At 44.9% G+C, this 17,045-nt stretch carries 20 protein-coding genes; 7 read left to right on the top strand and 13 right to left on the bottom strand.

The window, feature by feature from the left end; translation table 11 throughout:
- The first annotated feature begins 537 nt into the window (after positions 1-537).
- A complete protein-coding gene (locus tag QUA20_RS29555) occupies positions 538-828 on the top strand; it encodes a DUF1816 domain-containing protein (protein WP_333193790.1) in 291 nt (96 codons plus the stop codon).
- Positions 829-1,197: 369 nt separating this feature from the next.
- Positions 1,198-1,473 carry a DUF1816 domain-containing protein gene (locus tag QUA20_RS29550; protein WP_333193788.1) on the top strand — a complete coding sequence of 92 codons (276 nt, stop codon included), beginning with the start codon at positions 1,198-1,200 and terminating at the stop codon, positions 1,471-1,473.
- Positions 1,474-1,633: 160 nt separating this feature from the next.
- On the opposite strand, the gene QUA20_RS29545 is transcribed toward QUA20_RS29550, so the two are convergent.
- The 4 genes from QUA20_RS29545 to QUA20_RS29530 all read right to left on the bottom strand — a co-directional run bounded on the left by QUA20_RS29545 (position 1,634) and on the right by QUA20_RS29530 (position 5,716).
- Positions 1,634-2,644: a J domain-containing protein gene (locus tag QUA20_RS29545; protein WP_333193787.1), complete on the bottom strand. Its 1,011-nt coding sequence runs from the start codon at positions 2,642-2,644 to the stop codon at positions 1,634-1,636.
- A gap of 486 nt (positions 2,645-3,130) precedes the next feature.
- Positions 3,131-3,307, bottom strand: a complete 177-nt coding sequence (locus tag QUA20_RS29540; RefSeq protein ID WP_333193785.1) for a hypothetical protein — start codon at positions 3,305-3,307, stop codon at positions 3,131-3,133.
- A gap of 618 nt (positions 3,308-3,925) precedes the next feature.
- The gene (locus tag QUA20_RS29535) at positions 3,926-5,215 is read right to left on the bottom strand and encodes a glucose-1-phosphate adenylyltransferase (RefSeq protein ID WP_333193782.1); all 1,290 of its coding nucleotides are present in this window, start codon (positions 5,213-5,215) and stop codon (positions 3,926-3,928) included.
- 375 nt (positions 5,216-5,590) lie between these two features.
- Positions 5,591-5,716 (bottom strand): hypothetical protein, encoded by a 126-nt coding sequence (locus QUA20_RS29530; RefSeq protein ID WP_333193779.1) that lies wholly within the window; start codon positions 5,714-5,716, stop codon positions 5,591-5,593.
- Positions 5,717-5,918: 202 nt separating this feature from the next.
- Between QUA20_RS29530 and QUA20_RS29525 the strand changes: the two genes are divergently transcribed.
- A complete protein-coding gene (locus tag QUA20_RS29525; RefSeq protein WP_172190063.1) occupies positions 5,919-7,385 on the top strand; it encodes a glycoside hydrolase family 13 protein in 1,467 nt (488 codons plus the stop codon).
- Positions 7,386-7,518: 133 nt separating this feature from the next.
- Here QUA20_RS29525 and QUA20_RS29520 read toward each other — a convergent pair whose 3' ends face one another.
- Entirely contained in the window at positions 7,519-7,932 is a 414-nt protein-coding gene (locus tag QUA20_RS29520) for a fasciclin domain-containing protein (protein WP_333193775.1), read from the bottom strand.
- Between the two features lie 165 nt (positions 7,933-8,097).
- Positions 8,098-8,523, bottom strand: coding sequence for a DUF2358 domain-containing protein (locus QUA20_RS29515; RefSeq protein WP_333193795.1), 426 nt, complete (start codon positions 8,521-8,523; stop codon positions 8,098-8,100).
- Between the two features lie 58 nt (positions 8,524-8,581).
- Here QUA20_RS29515 and QUA20_RS29510 point away from each other — a divergent pair, with 58 nt between their 5' ends.
- Together QUA20_RS29510 and QUA20_RS29505 are read left to right on the top strand one after the other, a co-directional pair.
- A complete protein-coding gene (locus QUA20_RS29510) occupies positions 8,582-8,716 on the top strand; it encodes a hypothetical protein (RefSeq protein ID WP_281363560.1) in 135 nt (44 codons plus the stop codon).
- Positions 8,713-9,150, top strand: a complete 438-nt coding sequence (locus tag QUA20_RS29505) for a hypothetical protein (protein WP_333193772.1) — start codon at positions 8,713-8,715, stop codon at positions 9,148-9,150. Before QUA20_RS29510 ends, QUA20_RS29505 begins: the two co-directional genes overlap by 4 nt.
- Positions 9,151-9,199: 49 nt before the next feature.
- Here the strand turns inward: QUA20_RS29505 and QUA20_RS29500 are convergent, their stop codons facing one another.
- Positions 9,200-10,402 (bottom strand): histidinol-phosphate transaminase, encoded by a 1,203-nt coding sequence (locus QUA20_RS29500; protein ID WP_333193771.1) that lies wholly within the window; start codon positions 10,400-10,402, stop codon positions 9,200-9,202.
- A gap of 183 nt (positions 10,403-10,585) precedes the next feature.
- On the opposite strand from QUA20_RS29500, the gene QUA20_RS29495 reads away from it, so the two are divergent.
- Both QUA20_RS29495 and QUA20_RS29490 read left to right on the top strand, forming a co-directional pair.
- Positions 10,586-10,870 carry a WGxxGxxG family protein gene (locus tag QUA20_RS29495; RefSeq protein WP_333193770.1) on the top strand — a complete coding sequence of 95 codons (285 nt, stop codon included), beginning with the start codon at positions 10,586-10,588 and terminating at the stop codon, positions 10,868-10,870.
- A complete protein-coding gene (locus QUA20_RS29490) occupies positions 10,863-11,000 on the top strand; it encodes a hypothetical protein (protein ID WP_333193767.1) in 138 nt (45 codons plus the stop codon). The genes QUA20_RS29495 and QUA20_RS29490 overlap by 8 nt, the downstream gene beginning before the upstream one ends.
- A gap of 25 nt (positions 11,001-11,025) precedes the next feature.
- Here the strand turns inward: QUA20_RS29490 and QUA20_RS29485 are convergent, their stop codons facing one another.
- From QUA20_RS29485 to QUA20_RS29460, 6 genes are all read right to left on the bottom strand, one after another.
- Positions 11,026-11,733 carry an ROK family protein gene (locus QUA20_RS29485; RefSeq protein ID WP_172190058.1) on the bottom strand — a complete coding sequence of 236 codons (708 nt, stop codon included), beginning with the start codon at positions 11,731-11,733 and terminating at the stop codon, positions 11,026-11,028.
- A gap of 32 nt (positions 11,734-11,765) precedes the next feature.
- Complete coding sequence (locus QUA20_RS29480; protein ID WP_333193761.1) at positions 11,766-12,458, bottom strand: YqiA/YcfP family alpha/beta fold hydrolase; 693 nt, start codon at positions 12,456-12,458, stop codon at positions 11,766-11,768.
- A gap of 354 nt (positions 12,459-12,812) precedes the next feature.
- Positions 12,813-13,298 (bottom strand): Spy/CpxP family protein refolding chaperone, encoded by a 486-nt coding sequence (locus tag QUA20_RS29475; RefSeq protein WP_172190056.1) that lies wholly within the window; start codon positions 13,296-13,298, stop codon positions 12,813-12,815.
- A gap of 19 nt (positions 13,299-13,317) precedes the next feature.
- Positions 13,318-13,764, bottom strand: coding sequence for a hypothetical protein (locus QUA20_RS29470; protein WP_333193758.1), 447 nt, complete (start codon positions 13,762-13,764; stop codon positions 13,318-13,320).
- Positions 13,761-14,351, bottom strand: a complete 591-nt coding sequence (locus QUA20_RS29465) for a sigma-70 family RNA polymerase sigma factor (protein ID WP_333193792.1) — start codon at positions 14,349-14,351, stop codon at positions 13,761-13,763. Before QUA20_RS29465 ends, QUA20_RS29470 begins: the two co-directional genes overlap by 4 nt.
- Before the next feature lie 740 nt (positions 14,352-15,091).
- Positions 15,092-16,675: a transglutaminase domain-containing protein gene (locus tag QUA20_RS29460; protein WP_333193755.1), complete on the bottom strand. Its 1,584-nt coding sequence runs from the start codon at positions 16,673-16,675 to the stop codon at positions 15,092-15,094.
- Between the last annotated feature and the right edge of the window lie 370 nt (positions 16,676-17,045).

The raw sequence follows: 17,045 nt of genomic DNA, 5'->3' as shown, positions 1-17,045 counted from the left end.
AATACGTCAATATACTTACACAGAAAAAATCATTTAGGATTGAGCTAGATAGAGAAAATCATTTAGGATTGCTATATACGCGAAGCAATCGCCTAGACTATATAGCCTGTCTCACAAAAATTGGATACACAGAAACCTGTGTTGCCAAGGTTCTTAAGTTTGATTTCATAGCTCATCTGCCCAAGAAATTCTATATATTCCGGCGTATTTCCCGAAGTAAGCTGTCGCGCATTTAATCGATCGACTACTGCGTACTTAAACTCTTGTGGGGTCGCCACTCCTAGCCCACCATCAAGGTTAAATTTAAAAGCAAAATAGTTGATTCACTGGGATTCTATTCTCCCCTCAAAATCAGCACTCTGGTTGATGCGATCGCACAAATTACCTTGGTAAAATTAGATTGTCCTAAACGCATAAACCGGGTTTGAGGGACTAAACTCTGGTAAAGGGCGATCGCCAGGAGTTGAACAACCCGGTTGAGGAGAGTCGCGAGGGCGTAAGTCCTATGAGAAAATAAATAACCCCAAAAGAGGAAAAATGCTCGGATTTTATTTATTTTGTATCTACGTCGCAGTCTTGTCCGTGTTTAGTGGACCCAGCCCCCGCCGCCCCGAGAAATGGTGGGTAGAAATTGTCACAGATTCGCCTCACTGTACCTACTATTTTGGCCCCTTCGACACCGACAAAGAAGCCTCCAGCAATACTCCAGGCTACATCGAAGACCTCGAAAGCGAGGGAGCCAAAAGAGTTAGCATCCGCATCAAAAAGTGTCAGCCTACGGAACTCACGATTTGCGACGGTGAATTCTCAGAGGGAATAGCGGCTTAAGAATTTTGAGAGTCCAGACGGCAGAAACCGGGTTTTTTGACCAACATACTCCCTCTATCGCGAGGGAGATCGGTTAAACAACCCGGTTTCTGAGCGTCAATAGTGTGTAAGTTCTGTTTGAGTTTTTCATTAAGTGAAGCCTCAACAATAATATTAAGCATCGTCTTGTCCTAGTCCTTACCTTGCGGACTTTGTATTTGTAGTGGTGGCTTAAAACTCGGCATCTTCTCCACCAAAATGCAGAGTTTACCTACCATTAACTGCCAAAAATTATCGGGAGCAAATCAGCACTGAGGACGAGCCGATCGCTCCCGTTGCATTGATAAATTTAGATCAGTAAAAACTACTTAAATATTCCCAGAGGTACATATGTTTGAAATCTCTATGTTGGGTATGTTTTTCACTGCTTTTTGGCTGCTCGCTCAACCTACTAGCAGCACTCGACGCGACGAATGGTGGGTAGAAGTTGATACAGATTCGCCAAAGCGTACCTATTACTTTGGGCCCTATGACAGCAGACAGGAAGCTTCTGACAGATCGACCGGCTACATCCGAGATCTGGAGAACAAAGGAGTTAAAAAAATTAGCATCAACATCAAACAAGGTAGCCAACCTACTCAGCTAAGAGCTAGTGAAGAGTCTTGAGAAGGTTGGAAACTGCAAATTACGGGCGAAGAAAATTTGACTTGTTAACAGGGTTTTTTTAATGAGATAGCGCTTGCATACTGTAGGGACACAACAATGCTGTGTCCCTGGGGAATATTGAAGAATTGGTATTATTTGCGTCCCAGAAATGCACGTTTTTTCAAAGCACCATCTGATTGAGATTACTGCGAGGATTAAAAGTACGATTTGCTTGGATTTTCTCGTAGGACTCGCGTTCGACAGTGCTGAGTTCTTTCGGCGGCACGATCGCAATTTTTACCAACAAATCAGTCCGCTCGTTTTTCTTCGGTTTCGGCCATCCTTTGCCCCGCAAGCGCAAAGACTGACCCGATCGCATTCCGGCTGGAAATTTTACAGTGATCGGACCTTCAGGCGCCGGCACTTCAATAGAAGCTCCCAACACCGCTTCGTCGGGAGTTATCGGCACTTCGCAGACCAAATTCTCTCCCTCAAACTGGAAGAAAGCGTGAGGCAAAACTTCTAATTTTAGGTACAAATCTCCCTGCTGCTTCGTGTACGGGTCAACTTGACCTTTGCCTTTTATCCGAATTTTGCTGCCAGTTTTCACTCCAGCAGGAATCGAAACTTCGCCTGTGGCGACACGCTTGGAAGTACCCCGAAATGCTTCCCCCAAAGTCAGGGAAATGGCGACCTCGGTGTCGAGAGAGCTTCCTGCGGTGCGGTTTTCGTACCCCGCGAAATCTTCAAATCCGCCAAAACCGGTGGGCCCGCCGCTGCTAGTGCGGTAGTTGCTGTAATTCCACTTGCCGTTGCGCCCGCTACCCGCACTGCTACCTGCGCGGCCTAGCAAGGCATTGATAAATTCGTCAAAACTGCCGTACTCGCTGAAGTCAACCCCGCCAAAGTCTACACTCGTAGCGCCCCCGCCCGGCCATCCGCCTGGAGTTGTGGCAGCTTGCTTCCAGTATTGACCGTATTGGTCGTATTTTTTGCGTTTTTCAGGGTCTGAGAGCACTTCGTAAGCTTCGTTTACTTCTTTAAAACGAGCTTCGGCTTCTTTGTTCCCGGGGTTCATGTCCGGGTGATATTTCCGGGCTAGTTTGCGGAAAGTTTTTTTAATTTCATCAGAGCTAGCAGTTTTGTTGAGTCCCAAAATAGCGTAATAGTCTTTAAAATCTGTTGCAGCCATTAAGCAATCCCTCTTTATTAGTTGTTAGTTGTTAGTTGTTAGAAAGAATAAATCCCAAATTAGCAGGATGGCGAATTAGCTGGATGCCAGCGGCAAAAGTGCCTGCGGCATCTCATTCAAATTATAGGTTATCAAAGGTTTGGACTCGATCGAGTTCGGTTGTTGCTTGCGGGACGATCGCAATTTCCGCACTCCGCTGCTGTTTGAGATTTTATAGCATTCGGCTCTCTCGTGCTGAAGGCAGCCGGAGCAGCCGGCTCTGTTATGCTTTCGGCATTCGACAAGAAAAACAATGGTTTCATCAATTAAGAACGTCCTCACCCTACGGGCGGTTACTATACCTTTGAGCTTTTAGACGGTGAAACTATTGCCACGATCAGTTTTGAGGACTTGTGCGCCTTCGGGCTTTCCGGAGGCGGCGAGAGCTTTAGGCTGCCACCCGGTTGAAACGAACCGGGGAAAGCTGCTGCTGTTGCTGGCGCGAACCTAGGAGGGTTGACTGGCGAGGACGATCGCACTTTTTTTGTGGCGCGGTGCGATCGAACTTCTCGATCTGAGCTTTTCACCCCATGCAAATCCTAGAAAGTTCTCATCAGCAACTCTGGTCGAATCTGCTGCCTGAATTATCACGAATTTATACCCTAAAACGCGCAGTAATTCCACAATCTTTCGAGATATTTTTCCCTCACCTCAGAGCGGTGTTATACAATCTTATTTTTTTACTATCTGAATACATTTAAGTCAAAGTAATATAACATAATCTCTCCGCTGTCTGTTAACTAGAACACACACTTTTAAAAAAATTAAGATAGGATAGTAGAGCGATAAGTTTTTAACGCTACGAGAGTGCTAACATTATGAATTATTTGCTAAGTTGGCCTTGCGGCTGCTGCGACGATTGGAAAGATTGTTCCGAGAGTTGTGTTGTACTAAGAAACGGGCAGCGCATTTGTCAGTCGTGCTACGATCGCAAATACAAGAATCAGAAGCAATTCGCCAGACGCCGGCGAGCGAACATATCTGTATCACCGCAGGCCCTAACATAGACTATCCCTTATTAATGTGCAATGCTTTGAATAAAGCGAAGTATTTCGACAACCTAAATCAGCGGTTTCCATTAATAATAAGATAAAAAATTTTAATTTCGTCATCAGTCATCAGTCATCGGTCATTGGTTATCTGTCACTAATTTAGTTATTTATCATCTGTTACTTGAAAAGCAGGTAACAGATTTTAACTTAAAAAACTAATGACTGACGACTAATGACTAATGACTAATAACTAAATGATAGTTCCATCAGGAATCGTGGCATTTTTCAGGACTACGATAATGCCGCTGCGGATGTAAAAACCAAGGTTTTCGCGGTTGGCTTCTTCCACTCGGTCTTTATTAATTATTTGAACATTGTGGCCGATGCGGGCATTTTTATCCACAATCGCGCGGCGAATTGTAGTATCTGCACCGATACCGAGGGCGACTCCGCCGTTGTCTAAACTAGAATGCCGTTCGGCGTCTGGTTCGTAGAAGTCAGCACCCATGACCAGGGTATCTTGAATCGTACATCCAGCTTCAATGCGCGATCGAACTCCCAGCACAGAATGGTCGATCCGGCACTGTTTGAGAATGCAGCCTTCAGCAATAATCGATTCTGTCACGTGAGTATCTAAAAGCTTAGTCGGCGGCAAGAAACGCGGGCGAGTGTAAATCGGCGCCTTTTCATCGTAGAAACTGAAAGGAGGCTGAGGCTGTTTTGTCAGAGCCAAGTTAGCATCGTAAAAAGCCTCAATGGTTCCGATATCTTCCCAGTAATCGTCAAACAAATAAGCTTGAACGTTGTGCTCTTTTGCATTATTCGGAATAATCTCTTTACCAAAATCAGTTTGGTTTGGAGATTCTTTCAGGAGTTTAATCAGAACTTCTTTTTTGAAGACGTAAATCCCCATCGAAGCAATGTAAGGGCTTTCCTGAGCCTGCTGCGCTGTCAGTCCCAGTTTAGTAGTATCCACCTGCATTTGTTTGAGCGCATCGCCTTTTGGCTTTTCGCTGAAAGAAACAATGCGGCCGCTGTCGTCGATTTTCATCAAACCAAAATCCGAGGCTCGCTTCTCGTCCATTGGCAAAACGGAGAGGGTGATATCGGCGTTGGTTTCGCGGTGTCTGTGCACAAACTTCTGGTAGTCCATGCGGTAGAGGTGGTCGCCTGAAAGAATCAAGTATTCGTCAACGTCCCACTCTTCTAGCAGCCAGAGATATTGGCGAACTGCGTCGGCTGTCCCTTGAAACCAGTTGGGATTTTCCTGAGTTTGCTGGGCGGCGAGCACCTCGGCAAATCCCTCGGTAAAGCCGGTAAACTGGTAGGTGCGAGCGATGTGGCGGTTGAGGGATGCCGAGTTGAATTGGGTGAGGACGTAGATTTTGAGTATTTCCGAGTTGATGCAGTTGCTGACAGGAATATCGATGAGGCGATATTTCCCTGCGAGGGGAACTGCGGGTTTGGCTCGCAGTTTGGTTAGGGGGTAAAGGCGGGTGCCTACACCGCCACCGAGGATGATGGCTAAGACTTTTTTCAAGGAACTTTCTCCCTAGGGTCGATGAACTCTCCAAGTACAGTGTCGGATGGTGAGGGCTTCTTGACAAGGGGGGGGAGCAAGGAAGTTATGAGTTATGAGTTATGAGTCGAGTCGCTTACGCAGAAACCGGGTTGTTTAATCCAAATACTTTTCCAACCCTCAATAAGAGTTAAAAAACCAGGTTTATGAGAGTGGGAGTGCGTCCGGGACTGGAGTTATGAGTTTTGAGTTGTGAGTTAAAATACCCATCAATAAATAACGGCAGTTTAACAAAAGAATAAGGTTCGGGGTTTGGGCTTTTAATTACAAGTTTCTTGGGTTAATTCCCCCTTCTGGCAATTTCTCCATCCAGGCTCATCGCGCTGTTGTTCTTTTTCAAGGCGGGTCATCGCACCGCGCCCGCTGATGCTCTGGTTGGGCCCGCTGGCGTCCTTGTTCTGCTTGAGTTAGACCTCGTTCTTGTTGCTGGCTTTCCTGTTGTGTGAGTTTTTCCGATTCCACAGCAGTCAGGAAGCGCCGCCCGCCGGGACAATAAATTTCTAGGTAGAGTCAGTTTTAAATCTGAGATTGACTGGAAATTTGTGTAATTTTTTACAATTTGTCGATCGACAAAATTGGATTAAATGTCTATTCTCTACCAAAAGCTAGATCCCCTAGAAACCTCTGCTACTGTAGCCTAAGCCCTAAAAGCTAAAAAAAGTGTATGCAAATTCAAACGCCGGACTGGGTTAAACACGCGGTATTCTACCAAATATTCCCCGATCGCTTCGCCAAAAGCAAACAGCCTCGCAAACGCCTGCTGCAAAACTTCATGTGGGAAGAATGGCACGAAATCCCCACTCTCCAAGGCTACAAAGGCGGGGACTTGTGGGGCGTGATGGAACAGCTAGACTACTTGCAAGACTTAGGCATTAACGCAATTTACTTCACCCCCATATTTCAGTCGGCTAGCAATCACCGCTACCACACCCACGACTACTATCAAGTCGATCCGATGTTGGGCGGCAATCCGGCTTTTAAAGAGCTTCTAGACGCCGCTCACGATCGCAACATCAAAATTGTCCTCGACGGCGTATTCAACCACGCCAGCCGGGGATTTTTCTTCTTTCACGACATCCTCGAAAACGGCCCCCATTCTCCTTGGCTGGATTGGTTTAAAATTGAAGGCTGGCCGCTATCCGCTTACGACGGCAATTTTCCTGCTAACTATGCCGGTTGGGACGGGAATCGAGCACTTCCTGAATTCAATCACGAGAATCCAGAAGTGCGAGAATACATCATGGAAATCGCCGAATATTGGATTAAATTCGGCATCGACGGCTGGAGGCTGGACGTTCCTTTTGAAATTAAAACCCCGGGATTTTGGCAGGAATTTCGAGAACGAGTTAAAGCAATTAATCCCGAAGCTTACATTGTCGGCGAAGTTTGGGAAGATGCGAGAGAATGGCTCGACGGCAGTCAATTTGACGGGGTGATGAATTATCTTTTTGCTGCGCCAACTATTGCTTTTGCAGCGGGCGACAGGGTAGATTTAGCTCAAATTGAAGGTCGTTCTTACCATCCATATCCGCCACTTTTTGCTAAAGAGTACGGCGACAAAATTCAGCAGGTTTTGGAACTGTACCCGTGGCCGATACAGCTAACTCAACTTAACTTGTTGGCCAGTCACGATACAGCTAGGTTGCTCTCAATTGCTGGGGGCGATAAAGCTAGCGTCGAACTTGCTACTTTGCTATTGTTAACTTTTCCCGGAGCTCCTAGCATTTACTACGGGGATGAAGTTGGTTTGCCCGGTGCTCTAGATCCCGATTCTCGCCGCGGTTTTCCATTACAAGCTAGCTGGGAACTGGATGTTTTAGATTACCACAAGCAGTTGATAGCTTTGCGCCACAAATACGCTGCCCTCCGCACTGGAGCTTACCAAATTCTGTTTGCTGAGGGAACGGTTTACGTTTTTGTCAGAATTCTGGGGGATGAAGAAATAGTTGTTGCTGTCAATGTCGCGACAGAAGAAGCTAATATTAGCTTTGAGGTAGCTAATTTGAAATCTCCTCACGATAAGTTGCTGTTTGGGAAAGGCGATTTTGTTTGGAAAGGTGAAGGGGAAACTCGACATTTAGAATTGATGCTGCCGGCGCGATCGGGGTTGATTTTAGGTTCGGGTAAGTAGTTTAAAATGTAGGGTAATGTGCTCCGGACGCACCCGACATTTATCGGTGATTTTCCCCGCGCATCCTAAATTTATTATAGACGTAAGGTGCGCAATGCGCACCTTACATTTATAGGTAAAAGCACAAGTTTTATTATGCTGCAACCATTGCTGGTAGTAGCACCGCATCAATGATATGAATGACGCCATTGTCGGCAAGAATATCTGAAGTGAGAACTTTAGCATCATTCACTTTAATGCCGTCAGAAGTATCAATCCCCACAACAGAACCTTCCACTGTTTCAGCAGAACTTAACTCAAGCAAGTTCTCAGTTAGTACCTCGCCAAACAGAATGTGATAGGTGAGAATTTTCTGGAGCTTGGGTATGTCTTCCAACCAAGAGGCAATAGTGTTCGTAGGAATTTTGGCAAATGCCTCGTCAGTTGGTGCTAAGACGGTGTAGGGGCCCGGACTTTGCAATAAATCTAACAAACCAGCCGCTTCAATAACAGTTACGAGCGTTTTGAAAGAGCCGGCATTGGTGGCAGTCTCGACAATATCAGCCATGATGTTTTTCGGGAGTGCAAAGAGCAGAAAATGAATCAGAGGCGACAATCATTTTAGCACTTTACAAATAGCAGAAAAAGAATCGGAAGGATGATGATCATTTTAGACATTATAAGTTACTTGGGTTGCCGCCCCAGATGGTCCGGCCCGATCGACCTTTTTGACTTATCCTGGGCTCGCATCCTCCCCCTTGCGGAAAAACTGCTTTAAAATCTCTCCGGGATCTCTGTCCCAGGTGTCGATATGTTCGTAAATTAAGCCGTCTTTATCCAGTTTATAAGTAGAGTAGCCGTTAAAAAAAATCCGAGCTTTCCAGGGAACCCGCAGGACGCCGCGAACAGTCCAATTTGCCACAATAGTATCAGGGGCAGTCTGACTTACACCGTGCAGGTCGAAGTAAATCTCGCGAAAGAATAGCTGTCCGTGAAATCGCAAAGTCCAAAAGATAATGCGATAGTTGATTTTTCCTTTAAATTTGTTAACAGGGTCTTGAAAATAAACATCTTTTGTGTATATCTCGTAGGAGATGTCTTTTTCAAAAAGCGTCGGGAGATCCGCTTTCAGAGTGTCTACCGCTTGTTCTACCTGCATTTGATATTCGAGCGCGCTCACGCTACCACCTTGTGACAGTATTAATTTATAACTTTAAATGAATAATCTCGATCGCTGGAGTATCGCAGATTTGATACTTCATCCAGTTCTGATTTTAACTCTAGCGATATTATCCGCGCCGGCTTTTCTGCTGACCCGGACTTGCGACATCGACACCTTGGCACAGATTTGACAGAACACCCCCACTCCTCTGACATTCTCGCAGAAATCAACAGCGGCAAGCTGTTGATGGTAGATAGCCGTCGCCGGAACGGTCTAATTTTGATTAAACGCTTCCACGCGGAGTTTGCCGGGCCTGGGGCTGCCGTTGGGGGTGCTTTTGATGTTGACTCTCAGCAGGCGATTCCCGTGGGCGATTTTTGTTTGGTTTGCCCTCAATCTCCCGAAGAAAGACAGAAAGCTTTTGGAATTCGGCGGCATTGGGTGCGGTTAACGGAACAGTTAACGGCAAAGCCGGCAGCTTTGGAACGGGCACAAATGATTTTAACTCAGTTTGAACAATATTTTGATGGGGAAACAGTAGCACAAATTCCCGATGAAGCTTTGGCACTTTTAGTAGGCGTATTTCCCCAAACTATGCGCGCGGCGCGACAGATTGACAATTAAAAATCGCCTGGTAATTTGCTTGAATTAATAGCATTTTTAAGGGTTGTTGTCAAGTCAAAATCGCTGCGATTCGATCGACAGTCCGCTGATTTTCCTCCGGGCTACCCACCGTAATTCGCAAACCTCCTCCAGTATGCCTAATTAAAGTACCTCCCTCTTTTAGCTGCTGCATGATTTGTTTGTGTTCCTGTTCGGCAGATTCGCCCCCACCGGCTTTCGCCCGCAGATAAACGAAGTTAGCCGCACTCGGCCAAACTTGTAATTTTTGATGCTGAGTTAGCGCTGCAATTAATTTGGCTCTTTCTGATAGAGTTTCGGGAATGGTTGCTAGCAATAACTGCCGCTGCGCTAGGGCTAACTCGGCTGCGGTTTGCGAGAAACTGGGAAGGTTGTAGGGGAGGCGAATTTTTTCTAAGGCTGCTGCGAGTTCGGGATGGGCGATCGCATATCCGACTCTCATTGATGCTAGTCGAAAAGCTTTGGAAAATGTCCGTAAAATTATCCAATTCCGATGCTGGTGCAATTGGTCGGCTAAAGTATTTTGGCTGAATTCAAAATAAGCTTCGTCAATTACTACTAATATCTGTTCCGGCAAACTTGACAACCATTCTATTTCATCAGTTGTTAAAGCATTGGCTGTGGGGGAATTGGGATGAACGACAAAGACGGCCCGCACGGGGGGATTTTGATTTTGGTCGTTAGCGCAGCCCTCGGAGAGGATCGCCCTTTTAGCCGCCTCGATATCGATTTCAAAATTCTCCTCTTTCCGCTGAACACTCACAACGGGAATTCCGAGAGTTTGGGCGATTATTCCATACATCGAAAAGGTAGGATTCGCTACCAAAATAGAGCCTTGCCCGCCTAAACAAGTAGCTATTAAGAGCGATCGAATTAGTTCGTCGGAACCGTTGCCCACAGAAATATTGTCGCCTGTAATGGCTGTTTTTGGCAGTGTAACCCCCCCTTGCCCCCCCTTGTTAAGGGGGGGGACATTTAGGGATTCATTGACGTATTGGGCGATCGCCTCTTTGAGTGCTGCGTGGCCTCCGTCGGGATAGCGATTTGTCTCAATTAACTGCTGGTAAGTCCAAGCTAGCTTTTTTTTTAATTCCTCGGGCAAGTCGTAGGGGCATTCGTTGGTATCGAGGCGATCGATCGCACTTTCCGAGTGCGCTGGTTCTCCTGACGCGCCGCCCGGATGGGGAGTGTATGCGGTAAGTTCGGCTAAATCTTTTCGGATAAAGGGCAGCATGGTATAATTTACGACTTTTTATTTTAGATAATTTGCTTACAAGCATCTGAACTTAGCATAGAGCTTGTTCTATCTCGAAAGCAAGAGGAGAGGGGGAATTTAGTTTCTGTCGCTCGATTGATGCGTCGGCTGCGGCAAATTGATTATTTTAATAAAGTAACTGCTGATATTTGGAGACAGAGTATGAAAGTCAAGCCTTCCGATATATCTAAAAATACCGCTGCTACCCTAATAGCTTTGAGTTTGGCTGTTCTCCCTTCAGCTATGCCTGCCTCAGCTCAAACGCAGTCAGCTCCGACCCAGAACAATACTGATTCTAATGGAGTTGTTCTAGACAGAACTCCCTTTCAAGAAAGCAAAGAAGACAACAATCATTGGGGTGCTTTGGGTTTGTTGGGCATCCTCGGTTTGGCGAATCTGTTTCGCAAGGATGAACCCAAACGCTACCGCGATCCGATGGGTGAATAATTTTTTAAACGGCGATCGCACCAGCCAAAAACCCACTCAACAGTCCTGGATTCAAAAACCGGGTTTTTTACGAACATACTGGATTATGGGCTTTAATCCGGCCCAAAAACCCGGTTTATTGGATAATTGATGGGTACTTTTGCCACAAAGTTTATTCAATCGCGCCACAAAGCAATTCCGCCTAACAAACCGCTGACATTAGGTACTATTTTCACCTGCGGCGGTAACTCAACAGCAATCTTTTTAGTATTGCCGCCGCCGATGTAAATGCGATCGCAGTTAAAGAGATTTTGCAGAGAAGCGATCGCCTTTTCCAGACGGCGATTCCATCTTTTAGAACCGACTGTATCTAATGCCGATCGCCCTAATTGCTGTTCGTAAGTTTCCCCTTTGCGAAACGGGTGATGTCCCAATTCTAGATTTGGCACCAAGATACCATCGACAAATAAGGCAGAACCGAAACCGGTGCCAAGGGTAATTACTAATTCTACCCCCGTCCCAGCAATTGCTCCCAATCCTTGAATATCCGCATCGTTAGCCACTCGCACAGGTTTTCCCAAGCGATCTTTGAGAGTAGTTTGTAGGTCAAAATCTATCCAAGACGGATCTAAATTCACTGCGGTTTTGATGATGCCACCAGAGACGACACCGGGAAAACCTACTGATACGCGGTCAAATTCCCCTTGTCCGCTGGCTAAAGAGGCGATCGCCTCTAGTACGGGTTCCGGTTTCGGCGGTTGAGGCGTTTCTAAACGGCTGCGTTCGGTTTGGGGTTGGCCTTCCTCGTCCAAAACCATAACTTTGATGCCGCTTCCGCCAATGTCAACGGCTAACGTGCGAGTCGATCGATCTTGTTCACTCATTTGATTGTTGAGACTTGGAAGTTGGTCAAATTTTAATTTTTGAATTGGCAAAACTTTTGAATCGCTTCCCAAATTTCCGCTAGGACATTGCCCAAAGCGTGATCGTCTTCTAATTCGATTAATTGCACCCAGGGACGGTTAGCGGCAAAATTTTTGCTAGCTTGAATCGGTATTATTGTATCATGCTTCCCGTGAAGAATTAACGTAGGGACTGAACGCATTAATTTTTCTTCAGGGTATTGAGCCATATCTGCCACAAACTGATAATTCAGTGGCAGATAAGCTTGTTCGCCGTAGTGGTAAACCGGCAAATATTTCTCAGACTGCCACTTTTCTAACTGTTGCTGTCCCAACAGTGGCAGCCAGTGGGAGATAAATTCAAAAGCCGGCGCTAACAAAACTATTTGCTTTACTGACAATTGTCGCTGGGCCAACCAAGCCGCTGTCAGTCCCCCAAAACTCGACCCTATTATGGTGACTCCTCCTAAATTTTTTAAATTGTCTGTGGGAGATTGGGAGGATTGGGTTTGCAAAAATTCGGTTTCTATTTGGTTTAATTGGCGGGTGAGAGTGAGTCCCGAAAAATCGTTTTGATTGAGATCGGGAGTTTTTAGGTCAATTCCTAGGTAAGAAAAGCGATCTCGGAAATATCTAGCCTTAGCTGAATTGGGACTTGAAGCAAATCCGTGTAAATAAATGTAACTTGAGTCGTTCTGTAGATTCATCCAGAAAAATTTATGAGACTTCCCAACTAATTATTTTAAGTTATTATGAGCTATTAAATAAAAAAGTTAAAACACTAACTTAAACAAAATATATACTGATATTCTGAAAATATCGAGGACTTGCAGGGATTTAAATTAGGCAATTTGAGACTGTTTATAAAAAAGTCAAGCACTCGTCTAGACTTGAAAATGCTGCGCTTTGAGACTGCTTTTCCCAAGAGAGAAAGCCATCGCATAAATTACATAAAAGCTGGCTTTCTCGCTGCCTGCATTTATTGATTTCTACTTGCTTACAACAATGAATCGCAGAGTGCGTATTGCACACCCTGCGATTCACTCAAAACTACCCGTCAATTACTGCGGTTTTTGACCGTTTTGCATCCTGTTTCTAGCAGTTTGTCGGCGCTGCTGCATCAGTTGAGCTAATTGGCTGCGCTGTTCGGGCGTGAGCAGTTCTCGCATTGCAAGTGTACTTTCAAATTGCACCTCTTCCAACTGCTGCCTCAATCCGATTATTTGACGGTGTTTTTCGCGTATTTCGCTAGCATTTGCCGTGCCGGACATCATCGTTTCCAATTCTTGTCTGGCTTGGCGGACTGCTTGCATCCGCTGGGAAACTTGGTCTTTGTAACGATCGCGAACTGCCTGCATTTGCTGCTTTTGGTCGGCGCTTAAATTAAGTTTCTCGAACATCCCCCCTTCCTTGCCTGCAGGTCGATTTGGTCGCTGATTTTGGGCAATTGTTCCCGCTTCTAGGGGATTGGGAACTGCTATTGCTGCGGCTGTGCTGCCGAGAGTCAGCATTAAAACGGCTAAGGCAGAAATGCGACGAATTGACATGAAAATTACCTCTTTGAGATTAGTTATTTGTTGGCGGTTCGCTGTCAGCGGAAACAGGGAAATTAAACCACTCTGTTTGCGGTCGATTGGTCATATTTTCTTGAGGAGAATCCTGGAGTACACCCTCCCAGTTATTGACTAAAAATGCTTCTAACTGAGCTGTTTCCTCATCTGGCAATTGTGCAGTCTCAAACGAACGGTAGCCAGACCAAAAAACTAGCAAACTAGCAGCAATCGCCGAGGACAATGCCCACTTAGAAACAGAGGATATTTTTAACCTGTTATCTGACTTAGCTGACGCACTTAATTGCGTTTTTGTGTGGTGGGTTTCAGAGAAAACGCTCGCCTGATTACTTTCTATTGCTGCTAGAAGTTTTTGCTCTAAATCTGGTGCAGCTTCAGGAATATTTGGGCGATTTTGCTTCAAGAAATTAACTAAATCTTGGTCGCTGCTTGGGTTATTCATAGCTCGCTGACACCTTCTTTTTGCAAAAATTGCCGCACAGCATTTCTGGCATAAAACACGCGAGATTTGACGGTTCCCGCCGGCAGTCCCAAAATTTGGGCTACTTCTTTTTGCGGGATGTCTTCTAAGTCGTGCAGCACCAAAACGCTGCGGTGTTCAAAGCTCAATTGCTCCAGTCCCCGCTGCACTAAATCTTGATAGTGCAACTGCATCAAGTCAGAGGTACGATCTGTGACAACAATCCGATCCATTTGTTCTTGATTTTTGAGTTTGGAATCAAAAGAATGCTGCTTAGCAAATGCTTGTCTTTGGTCAGAAGCCACATTCCAAGTGATTCGATAAAGCCAAGTAGAAAAGTTGTCTTGGTGCTTGAGTTTTGGCAATCCTTTCCACACTCGCAGGAATACTTCTTGGGTTAAGTCGTCAAGCAGCGAGGGCCCGCAGAGTTGGTAAAGGGTTGACCTGACTTTGTGTTGGTAGCGTTGGTAAAGGTGGCGAAAGCAGGTGCGATCGCCCTTTAGACACTCAGCAACTAAGTCCGAGTCGGAACAGTCATCGGTTAAAACATTGGCTGACACACCTAACACCTGTGAAGTCTCCCCCACCAGTTCGTTATCTGAAGTGTTTAGACAGGACGATCTGGAAAAAGGTTCAAATCATTTAAAATTTTTTTTCGACGAGGCGACAGGTAGGGAAACGGCAGTGCCGTTTCCTGATTTTTCCTGTAATTAACGGGTTCCGAGGTGTAAAGCCTGGGAACCCAGATCCAGAGTCCCAGCCTTGGTTGAGAAAATGGACGCTCTGACTCGCCCCAGAAGCGTTACTTTCGCTAAGCGCCTAGTAACAAGTAAAACCAGTAAAAATTTGCTCAGTGGGTAGGGACATGACAATGCCCATTGGTGTCAACTTAACCTCAAAGGTAGTGCGAGTCTTCTGTCTAGCGATTAAGACCCGATCGCCCCGGCGCTCCCCGAATCGTTGCGGGGGGACAAGAATCTTCTCTTTCGTCCCCCTTTTTAAGGCTACCGGGTACACACAAGTGGATTATGAGCTAGTTTCCACTCTTGCTGTTCGACCAATGCCTTGGTCGGAGGGTAGATTAATTGTATAAGTACCGTGAGAAGGCTGTTCTCCTAAGTAGGCATAAAGCAATTGTGACTTGTCTAATAACGGACGGTCTTGTACAAGTGATTTAGAAAAGGTATATATAGCGGTTCTCAATTAAGGGAGGTACAAGTTTAGATTGAATAATTGAATAATTGGGGAATTTACGAATCAATTAAAAAGTCCTCAATTCCCCTATTTAAAATCTAAATCTGTACATTATCTACCTGAGAAAAGCTATAGGAGATTTACCGCTTTTATTAACCTGAGAGTTTGAGGCGATCGCCTGCCTGCGATATTGCTCGATCCAGGATTGAATTGCCAATTTAAATTCAGCTTTTTGTGCGTCTTCAATTCCTTTTGGATCGAAGCGATCGCAATAATGGATCTCAATCAACAATGCTAACTCTTCGAGACAATATAACTCCGGTTTTTCTTTTTTTAACCTCTCAATCCAATTTTTTAAAGACTCGGAAGGATGGCGAATCAATCCAGACTCATTTAACGCCTGTTCGATTAAATAAAATTTCGATTTCGGACTCAACGAATCTTTGTTATAAATAGCTTTTAACCATCTTTGTTTCTTAGATAAAAGGCGTACAGTTTTCTTAAAATTAGGATTACACCTCCGAAAAAATATTAATGCCAGCAGGATGACTCCCCCATACTTCAATCCATTGCTAGCGGATAAATATCGCAACCCCAGCAAAATTTTGTAACTCAATAGCGACCATAAATCAGAGATAAATGCCCCTCGGGGAGCAGCAGCATCCTCCATGCTTTCCCAATCAGAAGGCGTAGCATCAAAAGCTTGCCATTTTCCCGCGATATAAGCCAAAGTCCAAGCATGAGCATGGCGACTTCTTACAATATATTGGTTCTCCAAAGAACTAAATTCGTGAACAGAATATCCAACAGCATAACGGGCTGGAATACCGAGTTTTCTCAGGAGAAGTGTCGCAGCAGTAGCAAAATATTCACAATGTCCAGAGCGAGTGTCCAGTAAAAATGTTGATAGAGGCGTAGCATCATTATCTTTGCCCCTAAGCTTCAGTGAATACACGAAATTTTTTAGGAAAAACCACTCTATTTTATCTAATATTTCTGGTGGGGACTTTCCTTGAATAGCCATTTGGCTGAGGATTTTATTCAGTGCCGCCATTTCTGATTTTGGTATTTGCAGGTCGTCTTCTGTAGGCGGGCTATCTACAGAAAAATTATTATTAAAGTAGCTTCGATAAGCCAGCATATCAACTTTTCCCACCACTTTAATTGTGCCATATTTATTCTTTTCCATCTGACTGACAGGCAATGCGTCAATTTTAAAAGTTCCATCGGGCAGCTTTAATAAACCTTGCTTGCCTTGGAGTATAGCCGAAATAGTAATCGTTGATGGATTCGGTAGTTGGTCGCCTAAATCCCAAGTTGTGGCATTAATCTTTGGTTGTACGGGAACAAAGTTAGGATTTAAGGCGAGCCAAAGTGAAGAGTTGTAGCGATTATAAGTGGCTTCTCTTAGCAGTCGGGGAGGAATCTGTTTAGCTTCTGGAGCAACTCTAAAAATAATTTCATTTGACTGTTTTAATAATCCCAATGACCCGATGTTCGTTTGTTTTTTTAAAAAATCTGTTTCTTGAGAATTCCCATTACTAAGCCATGAGATTGCTTGCTGTTCTACTGCTAGGTGAAGTTGGTGCAGGCCCATCTGTCCTATAAATCCTATACTGCCAGCAATTAACATCAGACCAACCCAGAGAATAGATGAAAATCTTTTCGTTCTCACCGACCACAAAGCAATAGCGGTCAAGGCAAATATCCCAGCATAAAAAGAGCTCTCTCTACTGTTTGCCGTACTAGCGGATAGCAGACAACAGATAAAATATGGATAATTTAGATTCACTATCAAGGGGTTAAGTGGTGCTTTTTTTAGGGCTTTGTTTAGCCACAAAAACATTAGGCGTATATCCAGACTTTCCTTGACAGAATATACCTGAGCAGCTACCAGTGGAAAAAATACACCAGGAAGCCACTGCAACAAATTATATATAGCAATCCTAAATCATTATCATGATTGTGATACAATTATATGCAATACTTGATTCTGGAGTTTAGACTAGGCAGCAAGAAAAGACTCAGCAAAGCTGAGTTGAAAATAAACAGACTTCAGATCTGAAAAT

Origin of the sequence: Microcoleus sp. Pol7_A1, from assembly GCF_036701085.1 — a bacterium.
Classification (GTDB): Bacteria; Cyanobacteriota; Cyanobacteriia; order Cyanobacteriales; family Microcoleaceae; genus Microcoleus; species Microcoleus asticus.
The sequence above is the reverse complement of the archived record's forward strand: the minus strand, read 5'-3'. Positions and strand labels throughout refer to the sequence as shown.

Bases quoted from the DNA above. Each gene is read 5' to 3' on its own strand.
- QUA20_RS29500 (WP_333193771.1), bottom strand. From the start codon at position 10,402: ATGCTGCCCTTTATCCGAAAAGATTTAGCCGAACTTACCGCATACACT.
- QUA20_RS29515 (WP_333193795.1), bottom strand. From the start codon at position 8,523: ATGCAGGTAGAACAAGCGGTAGACACTCTGAAAGCGGATCTCCCGACG.
- QUA20_RS29525 (WP_172190063.1), top strand. From the start codon at position 5,919: ATGCAAATTCAAACGCCGGACTGGGTTAAACACGCGGTATTCTACCAA.
- QUA20_RS29545 (WP_333193787.1), bottom strand. From the start codon at position 2,644: ATGGCTGCAACAGATTTTAAAGACTATTACGCTATTTTGGGACTCAAC.
- QUA20_RS29470 (WP_333193758.1), bottom strand. From the start codon at position 13,764: ATGAATAACCCAAGCAGCGACCAAGATTTAGTTAATTTCTTGAAGCAA.
- QUA20_RS29475 (WP_172190056.1), bottom strand. From the start codon at position 13,298: ATGTCAATTCGTCGCATTTCTGCCTTAGCCGTTTTAATGCTGACTCTC.
- QUA20_RS29485 (WP_172190058.1), bottom strand. From the start codon at position 11,733: ATGAGTGAACAAGATCGATCGACTCGCACGTTAGCCGTTGACATTGGC.
- QUA20_RS29555 (WP_333193790.1), top strand. From the start codon at position 538: ATGCTCGGATTTTATTTATTTTGTATCTACGTCGCAGTCTTGTCCGTG.
- QUA20_RS29550 (WP_333193788.1), top strand. From the start codon at position 1,198: ATGTTTGAAATCTCTATGTTGGGTATGTTTTTCACTGCTTTTTGGCTG.
- QUA20_RS29510 (WP_281363560.1), top strand. From the start codon at position 8,582: ATGAATAATCTCGATCGCTGGAGTATCGCAGATTTGATACTTCATCCA.
- QUA20_RS29480 (WP_333193761.1), bottom strand. From the start codon at position 12,458: ATGAATCTACAGAACGACTCAAGTTACATTTATTTACACGGATTTGCT.
- QUA20_RS29495 (WP_333193770.1), top strand. From the start codon at position 10,586: ATGAAAGTCAAGCCTTCCGATATATCTAAAAATACCGCTGCTACCCTA.
- QUA20_RS29520 (WP_333193775.1), bottom strand. From the start codon at position 7,932: ATGGCTGATATTGTCGAGACTGCCACCAATGCCGGCTCTTTCAAAACG.